This window comes from Pseudomonas shiyinii, from assembly GCF_056725765.1.
This window is the reverse complement of the sequence record NZ_CM161522.1, coordinates 2530357-2544969: the sequence shown is the minus strand read 5'-3', so window position 1 is coordinate 2544969 and position 14613 is coordinate 2530357. Positions and strand designations below refer to the sequence as shown.

Genomic DNA, 14613 nt, shown 5'->3' with positions numbered 1-14613 from the left:
CGCAGGGCTTTTGGCCCTGCCTTGTGCACTGCGAATAACGGCCGGCAATCGATTGCAACTCGGCAAAAGAGGGGGTAGACCACCGCTTGCCGGAAAAGTGCGGCACGTCATTGGCGTTTTCATCCAGGCGATCCCTGCCTCATGAACTTGGACAGGGAAAGATCTATGCTTGCTCCATGACCAGCACCCAGTTACCCCTTCGCCAACCCTGCCCGCCGGGCGCCTGCAATTGTGGGCGCGAGCGGCTGCACGAAGGGCCGCCTCAGGCGCAACGTATCCTGTTGCTGACCCGCCAGGAGGAAAAGCGCCTGCTCGAGCGCCTGGAAAACCTCAAGGACCTGGAAGACCTGCAGCGCCTGCAGGTGCGCCTGTACGAGCAACTGGGCATTCGGGTGCGTATCGCGCCGGGCTACAACGAAGTGCGCACCATGCGCGGCATCGTCATCGAACTGGACGAACAACCGGGGCTGTGCCGCAAGACGCGCCAGTCGATCCCCGCCGCGATCCGTCGTGGGCTGGAGCGTAACCCGCAGGTTGCCTTCCGCCTGCTCGATGCCCACGACCTGTTGCGTGACGCCTGAACCTCAGCGCATCGCCGCCAGCTTGATGCCGAACCCCACCAGGCAGGCGCCTGCCAGGCGCTCGAGGAGGTTGCTGATGCGTGGGTTGGCACGCATGCGCTCGGCCAGGTGATGGGTCAGCACCACCGCAACCAAACCATAGAGAAAAGTCAGTGCCGCCACGGTGACCGCCATGAAAGCGAAGGTGACCACGCCCTGGTGATGCACCGGGTCCACGAACAACGGAAAGAACGCCATGTAGAACATGATCGCCTTGGGGTTGAGCAAGGTGATCATCATGGTCTGGCGCAGGTAATGCCCATTGGCCATGCGGCTTTCCCGTGGGGCTGCGCCAGGCTTGCTCAACACCATGCGCAGGCCGAGCCAGGCCAGGTAGGCCGCCCCCACCCACTGCACCACGTGGAAGGCGGCGGGGTAGGCGGCCAGCAGCGTGGCGACCCCGGCCACCGCCAGCCACATCAGCACCTGATCGCCCAGGATCACCCCACAGGTGGCGGCCAGGCCAGCCTTGATACCGCCTTTGCCGGTAGCCGTGATCAGGGCGAAGTTGCCGGGCCCCGGAATGGCCAGCAGGATGAGGAAAGCAACGACGAATGCGCCGTAGTCGGTTACGCCGAGCATGAGAAAACGCTCCATTAAGGGAAGCTCGATATATGCCACCATCGGCGCCGCTTGCAAAGGCAGGCGATTAATTTTTCCCGCTCGCCCTTCGTTTGATGGAGAGCCGCCCTGCGCACTGCGCATCGGCCTTCAACATTCAAGGAGACAGGCAATGACGTCCGTATTCGACCGCGACGATATCGTGTTCCAGGTAGTGGTCAACCACGAAGAGCAATATTCCATCTGGCCAGACTACAAGGCCATCCCCAACGGCTGGCGCGCGGTGGGCAAGAGCGGTTTCAAGCAGGAGTGCCTGGCCTATATCGATGAAGTCTGGACCGACATGCGCCCGCTGAGCCTGCGTCAGAAGATGGCGCAGGCCCAGGCGCAATGAGGCGTTGCCGGTGACCGAGGTGAACCTGTTGTGCCTGCCTTATTCCGGCGCCAGCGCCATGGTCTACAGCCGCTGGCGCCGCAAGGTGCCGGCCTGGTTGCGAGTATGCCCGGTGGAGCTGCCCGGGCGTGGTGCGCGCCTGGGCGAGCCGCTGCAGACCGACATGCAGGCCCTGGCCCGGCAACTGGCCACCGAACAGCGCCTGCAGGCCAATGCGCCTTATGCCTTGCTCGGCCATAGCCTGGGGGCGTTGCTGGCCTTCGAGCTCGCCCATGAACTGCAGGCCGTGGGTTGCCCGCCGCCGCTGGCGCTGTTCGCCTGTGGCACCGCGGCGCCGACTCGCCGGGAAGACTACGAGGCCGGCCACTGGCGCGAGCCCAGGCCTGATCACGCTCTGATCGCAGAACTGCGTGACTTGCAGGGTACCCCGGAGGAAGTGCTGGCCAACCAGGAGCTGATGAGCCTGACCTTGCCGGTCCTGCGCGCCGACTTCCTGCTATGTGGCCGATATACCTACCGCCACCGCCCCTTGCTACGCTGCCCGTTGCATGTGCTCGGCGGCGAGGACGACCGGGCCAGCCAGGAACAATTGCTGGCCTGGCGCCAGGAGACGGTGGGCGACTTTTCCCTGGAGGTATTCCCCGGCGGGCATTTCTTCATCCACGAGCACGAAGACCGTGTTCTGGCCGTGCTGGCCAACGCTCTCGGCGCCTATCGGCGTTGCGCATGATTGACGCCACCCCCTTGCCTCGGCCAGCCTAGTAGCCTTCGTGGCCTACGGCAGGCCGCTACGTTCCCAGGCAAGGGGCAGTCAATGCTGATCGATTCTCACAAGGCCACGCTGCTGGTCGTCGATATCCAGGAAAAACTCATAGGCGCCATGAGCGACCCGGAGGGCACGCGGGCGCGGGCGCGTTGGTTGCTGGCCGCGACCGCCGAACTGGAAGTGCCCACGGTGATTTCCGAGCAGTATCCCAAGGGCTTGGGGCATACCCTGGCCGAGCTGCTGGCAGCAGCGCCGGCCGCCGAAGTGGTGGAGAAACAGCATTTTTCCTGCGTGGCCGCGCAGTGCCTGCCGGCGAGCCTGATGGCGCGCGAGCAGGTGATTGTCTGTGGCATGGAAACGCACGTCTGTGTGTTGCAGACCGTGCTCGGCCTGTTGGCCCTGGGCAAGCAGGTGTTCGTGGTCGAGGATGCCTGCGACAGCCGCAGCCCGGCCAGCAAGGCGGCGGGCCTGGCACGCATGCGCGATGCCGGGGCCCAGGTGGTCACCCGTGAGATGGTGCTGTTCGAATGGATGGGCAGCGCCGCCCATCCATTGTTCCGCCATATCAGCAAGACCTATCTGGTGGGCGAGCAGCCTTGAAGAAAATGATCGACCGGCGGCTGGTGGCTTGCGGGCTGGCCATCCTCGTACTGATGCAAGGCTGTGCCACCCCACCGCGAGCGCCTGAGGCCGACCCGGCCAAGGTCCAGGCCCAGGTCAAGCGCCTGCTGCCGGCCTCGACCAGGGACCGGGACGGTTGGGCTCAGGACATCCAGGTCGCCTTCGCTGCCCAGCGTATCGCTCCCAGTAAGAGCAACCTATGCGCCGTGCTGGCCGTCACCGAGCAGGAGTCGACCTTCAATGCAGACCCGCAGGTGCCGAACCTGGGCCGCATCGCCCGGGAGGAAATCGACCGCCGTGCCGCGCGCCTGCACATCCCCAGGTTGCTGGTCGATGGCGCGCTGAAGACCCCATCGCCCAATGGCCAAACCTACCAGCAACGGTTGCTCGCGGTACGCAGCGAGAAGCAACTGAGCGGCCTGTTCGACGATTTCATCTCCGGCCTGCCCTTGGGAAGAACCCTGCTCGGTGGGCTTAACCCGGTGCGCACCGGAGGGCCGATGCAGGTGAGCATCGACTTCGCCGAGCGTAACGCAAGGGATTACCCCTACAGCCACTCGGGGACGATCCGCCAGGAAGTGTTCACCCGCCGTGGTGGGATGTACTTCGGTATTGCCCACCTGCTGGGCTACCCCAGCCATTACCAGCGTCAGCTGTATCGCTTCGCCGATTTCAACGCCGGCTGGTACGCCAGCCGCAATGCTGCGTTCCAGGCAGCCCTGAGCCGTGCGACCGGGGAGCGGTTGGCGCTCGACGGCGACCTGATCGCGCCGGGTTCGATCATGCCTGGCAGTACCGAACGGGCCGCCCGCAAGCTCGGGGTCAAGCTTGGTTTGCGCAATACGCAGATCCGCAGCCAGCTGGAGAAGGGCGATAGCCTCGCGTTCGAGGACACCGAGCTGTATGAGGGTGTGTTCGCCCTCGCTGATGCCGCGGCTGGTAAACCTATGCCGCGAGCGGTGTTGCCGGGGATCGAGCTCAAGAGCCCGAAGATCACCCGCAAGCTGACCACTGCATGGTTTGCCGGCAGGGTGGACGAGCGTTACCAGCGCTGCATGAAACGTTGATAAGGCTTTGCGGGAGCTGCGGTGGTATGGCAAGGGCTTCGCCCTTGATCGCGGGACAAGCCCGCTCCTACAGGTCAGTGTGATGCTGCCTTTGTGTGGCGACGAGGGTTCATGAACGCCCCGGCTGGCCATACGCCTGGCTGATCCGGTCGATGACCATCGCTAGCGCGACGATCGCCAGCCCGGCTTCGACCCCTTGGCCGACATTGAGCGTCTGGATGCCGGCCAGCACATCTTCGCCCAGCCCCCGTGCCCCGATCATCGAGGCCACCACCACCATCGACAACGCCATCATCACCGACTGGTTCAACCCGGCCATGATGCTCGGCAACGCCAGGGGTAGGGCGATGCGCCGCAACCGCTGCCAACGATTGGCGCCCAGGCCATGGGCGGCCTGCAGCAACGAGGGGTCGATCTGTGCCAGGCCCAATTGCGTCAGGCGTACCAAGGGCGGGAGGGCATACACCAGGGTGGCGAACACGGCGGGCACCTTGCCCAGGCCGAACAGCATCAGCACCGGGATCAGGTAGACGAATGCCGGCAAGGTCTGCATCACGTCCAGCACCGGTAACAGCAGGCGCCGGGCCAGCGGCCGGGTCGCCAGTACGATCCCCAGCGGCACGCCCACCAACACACACAGGCCCGTGCTGACCAGTACCAGGGCCAGTGTCTGCAGCAGTTTGTCCCAGAGCCCAAGCATACCGATCAGCGCCAGCAAGGCGCACAGCACCATCGCTCGCAGCAGGCTACGGCTGGCATGCCAGGCGAGCAGCCCTACTACCAGCAGCAACAGCCACCATGGCAGCAGGCGCAAGCCGTTTTCCAGGCTTACCAGGACCTGCAGCAGCTGGTCCGAGACATGACGCAGCTGGTTGCCGTAGTGCAGCACCAGCCAATCGACCAGGCGGTTGACCCATGCGGCGAAAGAGAATTGCAGTGCCTCGGGAAAGCCTGCGCTCACAACGCCCCCTCGACCTTGGCGGCGGCCTCGGCAGGCAACCAGGCCTTCCACACCGCCGGGTTGTCGCGCAGGAACGCCAGGGCCGCATCACGCGGTGGCTGTCGGGTTTCGCTCATTCGTGCCAGGGCCTTGTTCAGTCGGTCGATCGGCAGGTCGACCTTCTCGAATACCGCGACCAGGTCCGGGTATTGCTGGCGGAAGGGCGCCGACACGCCGATCGACAGCTTGGCCGGCAATGAGCGGCTGCCCTTGGGCGCCGGGTGCTTGGCATCGGTCAGGGTGGCCCAGGCAGCTGCGTCGAAAGGTGGCTCCTCCAGGCGCACCAGGTCGTAGCGCCCCATCAGCGGCGTCGGGCTCCAGTAATAGAAAAGCACCGGCTGGCCGCGCCGGATCGCCGAGCCGATCTCCGCATCCAGGGCTGCGCCCGAGCCGCTGCGGAAATTGTTGTAGAGGGTGTCGAGGCCATAGGCCTTGAGTTTCTGGCTGTTGACCGTCTCGGATGTCCAGCCGCTGGGGCTGTTGAGGAAGCGGCCTTTGTCCGGCGCCTCTGGGTCGCGAAATACCTGAGGGTAGCGCTTGAGATCATCGACGGTGCGCAGGTCGGGGGCCAGCGGCGCGAGCTTGCGTGCGGGGTCGCCCTTGATCACGTAGGCCGGCACCCACCAGCCTTCCTCGGCGTTCTTTACCGTGTCGCCGAGCGCGAATACCTGGCCGGCCTGCTCGGCCTTGACCCAGGCGGGGCTGCGCCCGGCCCATTCTTCGGCGATCACCTGCAGGTCGTTGCGTGCCAGGGCCACTTCCATGCTGACGGTGCTACCCGGCAAGGTGTCGGTGGGGTAGCCGTAACCGTGCTCGACGATCAGCCGCAGGATCTCGGTGGTCAATGCACCGCTTTCCCAGCCGATGGCGCCGAAGTGGATGGGCGCGCGTTCGTCGGCTGCGGCACTGTCGGTGCTGGCCAGGCCGACGGCAAGGACCAGGCCGGCCAGCAGCGTGGAAATCTTCTTCATCTGTGCCTCTCGGTCGCCAGTCTCGGGGTTCGGGCAAGTGTAGACGACACAGGTTCGTCACCCTGGTTGGGCGCGGCGGGAAGGGCTTCAGGCAGCGGCAATGCCTGCGCAGGTGAGAATAGATTGGCGAGCTCGCCTACTGGGAGGAGGGCAGTTCCACCCGGCGTGCGATGGGTTGTAAAAGGAGGGGGCGCTTTGCACCCCGATTGCAGGACAGGTCCGGCCGCCGCTTCTACAGGCGGCCGGTTATGGCACTCAGACGCGGAACTGGTCCATCAGCCCTTGCTGCTGGTTGGCCAGGGCGTTCAGCGACTGGCTGACCCGTGCCGACTCGTTGGCCTGCCCGGACAGCGACTCGGTGACATCGCGAATGGTCGCCACATTGTGGTTGATCTCCTCGGCCACTGCGCTCTGCTCTTCGGCGGCCGAGGCGATCTGCAGGTTCATGTCGGTGATCACCGTTACCGCCTGGCCGATGCGTTGCAGTGCGGTCACCGCTTGGCCGACCTGCTCGACGCCACCCTGGGCCTGGCGGTGGCTGTTGTCCATGGCGCCGACCACTTCCTGGGTGCCGGCCTGCAGCGTCTCGATCACTTGGCGGGTTTCTTCCACCGACTCCTGGGTACGCCGGGCCAGGTTGCGTACTTCGTCGGCGACCACTGCGAAGCCGCGCCCGGCCTCGCCGGCCCGGGCGGCCTCGATGGCGGCATTGAGGGCCAGCAGGTTGGTCTGTTCGGCAATCGAGCGAATCACCTCCAGCACCGAGCCGATCTTCTCGCTGTTCTGGGCCAGGCCTTCGACCTGGGCCATGGCGCCGCTCATGTCGGCCGCCAGCGCATCGATGCTGTGGGTGGTGCGGTCGATCACCGCCAGGCCTTCACGGGTGGCCTGGTCGGCCTCGCGAGCGGCCTGGGCGGCTTGCGCAGCGCTGCGGGCCACGTCCTGGGCAGTGGCACTCATCTCATGGGAGGCGGTGGCCACCTGGTCGACCTGACGGTACTGCTGCTCCATCCCGGCGCTGGTCTGGGCGGCAATGGCTGCCGACTGGTCTGCTGTGCCACGGGCGGCATGTACCGAACGTTTGACCTCGGCGATGGTTGGCTGCAGCTTGTCGAGGAAGCGGTTGAACCAGCCGGCCAGCTCACCCAGTTCGTCGCGCTTGTCGTAGGCCAGGCGACGGGTCAGGTCGCCTTCGCCGCTGGCGATGTCCTTGAGCATGGCCGCAACACCAAGAATCGGCCGGGTGACACCGCGGGCCATCAGCCACACCAGCAACAGCCCTGCGATCGCGACAGCCAGGCCAAGGCCGAGCTCGAGCAAGGTGCCGCTGGTATTGAGGGCGTCGAGCTCCTGCTTGAGCGCTTCGGCCGGGCCGGTCAGGGCGCTTTGCGGGACATCGAGCAGCACGCCCCAGGGCTTGCCGCCCGGGATCGGCTCGAAGGCGGCCAGCACCTTCAGGCGCTGTTCATGGCGCACGACCTGCAGCTTGCCGTCCGGCAGCTTGCGCACCAGTTCTGCGCCCTGGGCCGGGTCGACCTGGTCGAAGCGCTGGGCCAGCTTGCCAGCATCGGCGCTGTAGCCGGCCAGAAGGCCCGCGGGGCTGAGGATGCCGACCGTGGTACGGCCTTCGTAGAGGCTTCGGCTGGCGCGTTCGCTCAGGGCCTGGAGGCTGTTGAGGTTGATATCGATGGAGAGGGTGGCGATGACTTTGTCCGCCACGATCAATGGGAACACGATGCTGGTCATCAGCACCTGTTGGCCATCGATGGTATAGAAGTAGGGCTCGCTCACGCACACTTTGCGCGTGCTGCGCGGGCATACCCACCAAGTGTTGGCCGGCTCGCCGCTGGGGCCGATCTCGGTGTTGGCCATGTCCTGTTCCGGCAATGCCATGGCCGTCAGCTGGCCGGCGCGTGGCTGCGACCAGTACAAGGCAAAACGCCCGGTTTCGTTGCTGCCCAGCTCGGCCTGGCCGTTGAACAGGCTGTCCTTGCCATCCAGCGCATCAGGCTCGAAGACCAGCGACAGGCCGAGCAGCTCGGGGTTGGCCTGCAGAGCCGTGCGCACCTGCCGGGTCATGTCCTCGCGCAGGTCATAGGCATCGAGAAAACGCTTTTCGGCCTGCTCGCGCAGGAACAACACCTGGCGGGCGAAACCGGCGCCGTACTGGTACGCATCCATGAACTGGCGGCGGATATCCAGGGCCTGCACCTCGCCCTGGGACTCGATGCGAGCCTGGGCCGACTCGGTGAGCATCTGCATGCTGCTGGCCTTGACCAGGTCCGAACTGTGATCCATGCGGTACAACGAAAGACCGATCAGCACCGTGACGATGGTCGCCAGGCACAGGCCGGCCAACAGGGTGATCTTCCATTGGATGGAAAGTTGACGCAAAGGCATTTGGGGATCCCTTGTTAAGAGGTCTTGGCCAGTGCCAGTCGGTCTAGTCGCGGCTGATTGGCAGCAGAGCCTGGGGCTGCCCTTTATGTCGGCGAGCCGGTCCTTTTCTTTATCCATACGTTCAATAAAAAACCGTACTTTCAGGCACTTCTGACACGAGTCACGGTCTTGACGGCTTTGACAAGCGCCCAGGTGTGCTTCAGAGTGTGCGCCCTTCATAACAACATCCCCTGGCCCGGCCACTGCCCGCATGCAGCCTGTCGCCGGCGCACTCGCTTTTCGTCTGTCGTAACGAGGTAAACCACACCATGAATGCAGTCATTGCCGCGGTTGGCGTCATGCTGGTATTGAGCCTGTCCCGCGTGCATGTGGTCATCGCCCTGATCGTCGGCGCCCTGACCGGTGGCCTGGTCGGCGGCCTGGGCACCGAAGGCACGCTCAAGGCCTTCAACAGTGGCTTGGGCGGTGGTGCCACGGTGGCGCTGTCCTACGCGCTGCTCGGCGCTTTTGCCGTCGCCATTGCCAAATCCGGCCTGGCCCATGCCTTGGCCGACCGCGCCTTGGCGATGGTCGACCGGCAGGGGCATGCCAACAACGGTGCGCTCAAGTGGGTGCTGGTCGGGCTGATGCTGGTGGTGGCTGTCTGCTCGCAGAACATCCTGCCTATCCATATCGCCTTCATTCCGCTGTTGGTACCGCCGCTGCTGTACGTGCTGACCCGGCTGCGCATCGACCGGCGGCTGATCGCCTGCGTGATCACCTTCGGCTTGATCACCCCGTACATGTTCCTGCCGGTGGGCTTTGGCAACATCTTCCTCAACGAGATCCTGCTGGCCAACGTCGCCCGTGCCGGCGTGGATGTCAGTGGCGTCAACGTCACCCATGCCATGGCCATTCCGGCCGCGGGCATGCTCGCCGGGCTGTTGCTGGCCGTGTTCGTCAGCTACCGCAAGAAGCGTGACTACGACCTAGACCGCATCGAACAGGTCGAGCAGGTCAGCGTCCGCTACAACCCCCTGACCCTGCTGGTAGCCGGCGCCGCGATTGCCGCAGCGTTCATCATCCAGTTGTGGCTGGACTCGATGATCATCGGTGCCATGGTCGGCTTTTTGATCTTCTCGCTGTCGGGCATCGTGCGCTGGAAGGACACCGACGACCTGTTCACCGAAGGCATGAAGATGATGGCCATGATCGGCTTCATCATGATCGCCGCGTCCGGGTTTGCCGAGGTGATGAAGGCCACCGGTGAAGTGAACGGCCTGGTCGAGGCTTCGGCACAGTGGATCGACCACAGTAAGGGCGTCGGTGCCTTGCTCATGCTGCTGGTGGGGCTGCTGGTGACCATGGGCATCGGCTCGTCGTTCTCCACCGTGCCGATCCTGGCGGCGATCTTCGTGCCGCTGTGCGTGCAACTGGGCTTCGACCCGCTGGCCACTGTGTGCATCGTGGGTACCGCCGGGGCGCTGGGCGACGCCGGGTCGCCTGCATCGGATTCCACCCTCGGCCCGACTTCGGGGCTGAACGTGGATGGCCAGCATCACCATATCTGGGACACCGTGGTACCGACCTTCATTCACTACAACCTGCCGCTGCTGGCGTTTGGCTGGTTGGCGGCGATGGTGCTTTGAGCGGAGGCAGGGCTTGAGCGGGTTGGTAGCTGTGAAAGCGAGCGCCGCCCGCGCGGCGCTCGATTTCAAAGGCGCCGAAGCTGTTGCGGCGAACGCTTCAGGCTCACCCTCGGCTGGCCGGTGGGGAGATGCGATTGAGCACGGTGCTGCCGTCCTGGCTACGCGTCAAGTAGACCGGTAGCACCTTCGGCAGGTTATCCACCAGGCGCTCCACCTCGTCGATGCTGTACACCCCGCTGACGCGGATCTTGCCCGTGCTCTCGTCGGCCAGGCGCAAGGGCTTGTCCAGGTAGCGGTTGATCACTGGCAAGGCCTGGGCCAGGGTGAGGTTGTCCAGGATCAGCTTGCCGCTGCGCCAGGCCAGGCTGTTGCCGGAATCGTCGGTTTGCGCCAGTACCGGCTCGAAGTCACCGGTGCGGTAGCTGGCCTGCATGCCAGGGCCAAGGCGGTAGCCGTCATCGGCGCCATGGCTGGTGACCAGCACCGAGCCTTCCACCAGTGTCACCCTGACCTGGTCTTCATGCTTCCAGACATTGAACTGGGTCCCGGTGACCCGGGTCTGGCCGCTGCCTGCTCGGACGATGAACGGGTGGCGGCTGTCGTGCTTGACCTTGAAGAACGCCTCGCCCTTGACCAAGGTGACCTGGCGCCGGTCCTTGTAGTTCAGGTAGCGCAACTCGGTGTGCAGGTTGAGCTCGACCACGCTGCCGTCGCTCAGGGTCACCTGCTGCACCTGGCCGTCGCTTTCGACGTGCTGGTAGCGGTTGGGCAGCCAGCCTTGTTCCCAGCCGACCCAGCCAGCCAGGGGCAGGGCGAGCAGGAGCACTGCTGCAGCCGAAGCCAGCGGGCGCCAGGTGTGTTGGCGTGCTACAGGCCGTGCACGCGGGTTGAAGTCCACCATTGTGGCGGTAGGGGGCAAGTGTTCGGCGGTATGCCAGATCTCCAGCATCGCCTGATACTCCTCCTGGTGCCGTGGGTCGGCCGCCAGCCAGCGCTGGAATGCCTCGCGCTCGGCTGCCGTGCAGTCGTCGGCATGCAGCCGCATGCACCAGTGGGCGGCTGCGTCGGCGAGGGCATCGTCTGGGGTGGGGGTCAAGCGATCGTGGTTCATTGCGGCTCCCGGTTTTGCGCATTCTACCCTCGACCGGGGAGTGTCGAGAACCAAGATAATGGCGAACGACTATCAGATGCCCGTTTTTTCATCGCGATTCCGGCGGATCCAGGCGATCTGATAGAGCGTCTTGCCGAACTTTTAAATAGCAGGCTAATCAAGGCTTTGACATTCACTGCCTAGGCAGTAATATTTCTACACATATTGCCCCGGGCCTTCGTCATGTCTCATTTCTCGCCGGAAAACTTCCAGACCTGCGCCATCGGCATGCTCTTGGGGCGTGCCGCGTTGCTCAAGGACCGCATCCTCGATTGGCACCTGGAAGCAGACGGCGTCACTGCTGCGCAGTTCAAGGTGCTGATCATCGTCACCCAGTACGACGTGGATACCCCAGCCGAACTGTGCCGCTACCTCGGCCTGGACAGCGGCTCGATGACCCGCATGCTCGATCGCCTCGAGCAGAAGGGCCTCATCCTGCGCAACCGTTGCCCCGAGGATCGCCGCCAGGTTCGCCTGGCGTTGACCGAAGATGGCCAGCGCCTGGCCGATCGGCTGCCGGAGATCGGTGCCGCGGCAATGAATGAGCTGGTCGGTGCCTTGCAGCCCGAGGAGCTCAAGACCCTCGAGGGCCTGCTGGCCAAGGTGCTGCTGAGCGCCGGCGACCCCCTGACGATTCGCCGTTTCGGCAACGCTTGATCCTCCCACGACTCTTTCCAAGGTATTGTCATGGCCACTTCCGCTGACACTCCCACCCCAGCACCTGCGCCGGACAACACGCGCACGCGCAAGGCCTGGCTGCTGGGCTTGCTGCTGGTGCTGATCCTGGCAGGCGCCGCCACCTGGGCCTGGTATGCCCTGGTCGGGCGCTGGCACGAAAGCACCGATGACGCCTACGTCAACGGCAACGTGGTGGAAATCACACCGCTGGTGACCGGCACTGTCACCAGCATCGGTGCCGACGATGGCGATCTGGTGCACGAAGGCCAGGTGCTGTTGCGTTTCGACCCCGCTGACAGCGAGGTGGCCTTACAGGCCGCCGAAGCCAGACTGGCGCGCACCGTACGCCAGGTGCGCGGGCTGTACAGCAATGTCGATGCCCTCAAGGCCCAGTTGCAGACGCGCCAGGCCGAGTTGCAGAAGGCTCAGGACAACTACCGGCGGCGCAAGGTGCTGGCCGACAGCGGGGCGATCGCAGCCGAGGAAATATCCCATGCGCGCGATGATCTGAGCGTTGCGCAGAGCGCCCTGAACAGCGCGCGTCAACAGCTCAATACCAGCACTGCACTGGTCGACGACACCGTGGTGTCGTCGCACCCTGAAGTCTTGGCCGCCGCCGCCGACCTGCGCCAGGCCTACCTCGACCATGCCCGCACCACGCTGGTGGCGCCGGTGACCGGCTACGTGGCCAAACGTACCGTGCAATTGGGCCAGCGCCTGCAACCGGGTGTGGCGACCATGGCGGTGATTCCCTTGGACCAGGTCTGGATCGACGCCAACTTCAAGGAAACTCAGCTGCGCGATATGCGCATCGGCCAGCCGGTGGAGATTTCCGCCGACCTGTACGGCAGCGACGTGAAGTACAGTGGCACGGTCGATAGCCTTGGTGCCGGTACCGGCAGCGCCTTCGCGCTGTTGCCGGCACAGAATGCCACCGGTAACTGGATCAAGATCGTCCAGCGGGTACCGGTGCGTATCCACATCAACCCCGAGCAGCTCAAGCAACACCCGCTGCGTATCGGCCTGTCCACGGTGGTGGAGGTCGACCTGCACGATCAGAGCGGCCCGGCATTGGCCCAGCAGCCTCCGCAGCAGGCCAGCTATGCCACCCAGGTGTATGACCGCCAGCTGGCCGAAGCCGATGAGCTGATCGCCCGGCTGATCCACGAGAACAGCGCCAGCGGCAAGACGGCCCAGCGATGAGCAACGACGCGCCCGCGCAGTTCACCCCGCCGAGCCTGCTGCTGACCACTATCGGCCTGTCGTTGGCCACCTTCATGCAGGTGCTCGATACCACCATCGCCAACGTAGCCCTGCCGACCATCTCGGGCAACCTCGGCGTGAGCTATGAGCAGGGCACCTGGGTGATCACCTCGTTCGCCGTGAGCAACGCTATCGCCTTGCCGCTGACCGGCTGGTTGAGCCGGCGCTTCGGCGAAGTGAAGCTGTTCATCTGGGCCACCTTGTTGTTCGTGCTGGCTTCGTTCCTGTGCGGGATCGCCCAGTCGATGCCGGAGCTGGTGGCTTTTCGCGTGCTCCAGGGCGTGGTCGCGGGGCCGCTGTACCCCATGACCCAGACCTTGCTGATCGCCGTGTACCCACCCGCCAAGCGAGGCATGGCGCTGGCCTTGCTGGCCATGGTCACGGTAGTGGCGCCGATTGCCGGGCCGATTCTCGGCGGCTGGATCACCGACAGCTACAGCTGGCCGTGGATCTTCTTCATCAACGTGCCCATCGGCCTGTTCGCCGCCGCGGTGGTGCGCCAGCAGATGCGTTCGCGGCCGGTCACCACCAGCCGCCAGCCGATGGACTACATCGGCCTGCTGACCTTGATCATCGGTGTCGGGGCGTTGCAGGTGGTACTGGACAAGGGCAACGACCTGGACTGGTTCGAGTCGTCGTTCATCGTCGTGGGCAGCCTGGTCTCGGTGGTATTCCTGGCGATCTTCGTGATCTGGGAGCTGACCGACCGCCATCCGGTGGTCAACTTGCGGCTGTTCGTGCACCGCAACTTCCGCGTGGGCACCCTGGTGATGGTCGGTGGCTACGCCGGCTTCTTCGGCATCAACCTGATCCTGCCGCAATGGTTGCAGACGCAGATGGGCTATACCGCCACCTGGGCGGGCCTTGCGGTAGCGCCGATCGGCCTGTTGCCGGTGGTCCTGTCGCCCTTCGTGGGCAAGTACGCGCATCGGGTCGACCTGCGCCTGCTGGCGGGCCTGGCCTTCCTGGCGATCGGTGCCAGCTGCTACATGCGCGCAGGCTTCACCAACGAAGTGGACTTCCAGCACGTGGCGCTGGTGCAGCTATTCATGGGCATTGGCGTGGCGCTGTTCTTCATGCCGACCTTGAGCATCCTGCTGTCGGACCTGCCGCCGCACCAGATCGCCGACGGCTCGGGGCTCGCGACCTTCCTGCGCACCCTGGGCGGTAGCTTCGCCGCATCGCTGACCACCTGGATATGGATCCGCCGCGCCGAGCAACACCATGCCTACCTGAGCGAGCACATCAGCGAGTACGACCCGGCGACCCAGCATGCCCTGGGGCAGCTGGGCGGGGACAACCCACAGAGCTATGCGCAACTGGAGCGCATCCTCAACGGCCAGGCCTACATGATGTCCACGGTGGACTATTTCACCTTGATGACCTGGGTATTCGCCGGCCTGATCCTGCTGGTGTGGTTGGCGCGTCCGCCGTTCACCGCCAAGGCGGCGCCGGCTTCGGCCGGGCATTGATAGCTGTGTGAAGCCTGTGGGA

13 protein-coding genes and 2 pseudogenes are annotated in these 14613 nt (G+C 64.8%); 9 read left to right on the top strand and 6 right to left on the bottom strand.

All coding sequences use genetic code 11. The annotated features are described in order from the left end of the window. Nucleotides 1-176: 176 nt before the first annotated feature. Nucleotides 177-581 (top strand): hypothetical protein, encoded by a 405-nt coding sequence (locus tag ACXHGZ_RS11525; RefSeq protein WP_084856938.1) that lies wholly within the window; start codon nt 177-179, stop codon nt 579-581. 3 nt (nt 582-584) lie between these two features. Here ACXHGZ_RS11525 and ACXHGZ_RS11520 read toward each other — a convergent pair whose 3' ends face one another. Then, a complete protein-coding gene (locus ACXHGZ_RS11520; RefSeq protein ID WP_084856940.1) occupies nt 585-1202 on the bottom strand; it encodes a LysE family transporter in 618 nt (205 codons plus the stop codon). A gap of 151 nt (nt 1203-1353) precedes the next feature. On the opposite strand from ACXHGZ_RS11520, the gene ACXHGZ_RS11515 reads away from it, so the two are divergent. The 4 genes from ACXHGZ_RS11515 to ACXHGZ_RS11500 all read left to right on the top strand — a co-directional run bounded on the left by ACXHGZ_RS11515 (nt 1354) and on the right by ACXHGZ_RS11500 (nt 4029). After that, a complete protein-coding gene (locus ACXHGZ_RS11515) occupies nt 1354-1575 on the top strand; it encodes an MbtH family protein (RefSeq protein WP_084856942.1) in 222 nt (73 codons plus the stop codon). A 10-nt stretch (nt 1576-1585) separates the two neighbouring features. Continuing rightward, nucleotides 1586-2305 carry a thioesterase II family protein gene (locus ACXHGZ_RS11510; protein WP_324812057.1) on the top strand — a complete coding sequence of 240 codons (720 nt, stop codon included), beginning with the start codon at nt 1586-1588 and terminating at the stop codon, nt 2303-2305. Between the two features lie 84 nt (nt 2306-2389). Continuing rightward, entirely contained in the window at nt 2390-2941 is a 552-nt protein-coding gene (locus ACXHGZ_RS11505) for a hydrolase (protein WP_480463945.1), read from the top strand. A 5-nt stretch (nt 2942-2946) separates the two neighbouring features. Further along, complete coding sequence (locus ACXHGZ_RS11500) at nt 2947-4029, top strand: DUF1615 domain-containing protein (RefSeq protein ID WP_480464042.1); 1083 nt, start codon at nt 2947-2949, stop codon at nt 4027-4029. Nucleotides 4030-4138: 109 nt separating this feature from the next. Here the strand turns inward: ACXHGZ_RS11500 and ACXHGZ_RS11495 are convergent, their stop codons facing one another. The 4 genes and pseudogenes from ACXHGZ_RS11495 to ACXHGZ_RS11480 all read right to left on the bottom strand — a co-directional run. Further along, nucleotides 4139-4990 carry an ABC transporter permease gene (locus ACXHGZ_RS11495; protein WP_480463944.1) on the bottom strand — a complete coding sequence of 284 codons (852 nt, stop codon included), beginning with the start codon at nt 4988-4990 and terminating at the stop codon, nt 4139-4141. Continuing rightward, nucleotides 4987-6000, bottom strand: coding sequence for an ABC transporter substrate-binding protein (locus tag ACXHGZ_RS11490; protein WP_480463943.1), 1014 nt, complete (start codon nt 5998-6000; stop codon nt 4987-4989). Before ACXHGZ_RS11490 ends, ACXHGZ_RS11495 begins: the two co-directional genes overlap by 4 nt. 255 nt (nt 6001-6255) lie before the next feature. Beyond that, nucleotides 6256-6768, bottom strand: a pseudogene (locus tag ACXHGZ_RS11485) (methyl-accepting chemotaxis protein); the annotation flags it as partial. 393 nt (nt 6769-7161) lie between these two features. Further along, nucleotides 7162-8079, bottom strand: a pseudogene (locus tag ACXHGZ_RS11480) (methyl-accepting chemotaxis protein); the annotation flags it as partial. A gap of 629 nt (nt 8080-8708) precedes the next feature. On the opposite strand from ACXHGZ_RS11480, the gene ACXHGZ_RS11475 reads away from it, so the two are divergent. Next, nucleotides 8709-10028 (top strand): Na+/H+ antiporter family protein, encoded by a 1320-nt coding sequence (locus tag ACXHGZ_RS11475; RefSeq protein WP_480463941.1) that lies wholly within the window; start codon nt 8709-8711, stop codon nt 10026-10028. A 103-nt stretch (nt 10029-10131) separates the two neighbouring features. On the opposite strand, the gene ACXHGZ_RS11470 is transcribed toward ACXHGZ_RS11475, so the two are convergent. Continuing rightward, nucleotides 10132-11139, bottom strand: a complete 1008-nt coding sequence (locus tag ACXHGZ_RS11470; RefSeq protein ID WP_480463939.1) for a FecR family protein — start codon at nt 11137-11139, stop codon at nt 10132-10134. 222 nt (nt 11140-11361) lie between these two features. Here ACXHGZ_RS11470 and ACXHGZ_RS11465 point away from each other — a divergent pair, with 222 nt between their 5' ends. The 3 genes from ACXHGZ_RS11465 to ACXHGZ_RS11455 are packed head-to-tail and all read left to right on the top strand — an operon-like array spanning nt 11362 to nt 14591. Then, nucleotides 11362-11835, top strand: coding sequence for a MarR family winged helix-turn-helix transcriptional regulator (locus ACXHGZ_RS11465; RefSeq protein WP_480463937.1), 474 nt, complete (start codon nt 11362-11364; stop codon nt 11833-11835). Between the two features lie 30 nt (nt 11836-11865). After that, the gene (locus ACXHGZ_RS11460) at nt 11866-13059 is read left to right on the top strand and encodes an HlyD family secretion protein (protein ID WP_480463936.1); all 1194 of its coding nucleotides are present in this window, start codon (nt 11866-11868) and stop codon (nt 13057-13059) included. After that, nucleotides 13056-14591, top strand: coding sequence for a DHA2 family efflux MFS transporter permease subunit (locus ACXHGZ_RS11455; RefSeq protein ID WP_480463934.1), 1536 nt, complete (start codon nt 13056-13058; stop codon nt 14589-14591). The genes ACXHGZ_RS11460 and ACXHGZ_RS11455 overlap by 4 nt, the downstream gene beginning before the upstream one ends. Nucleotides 14592-14613: the final 22 nt, after the last annotated feature.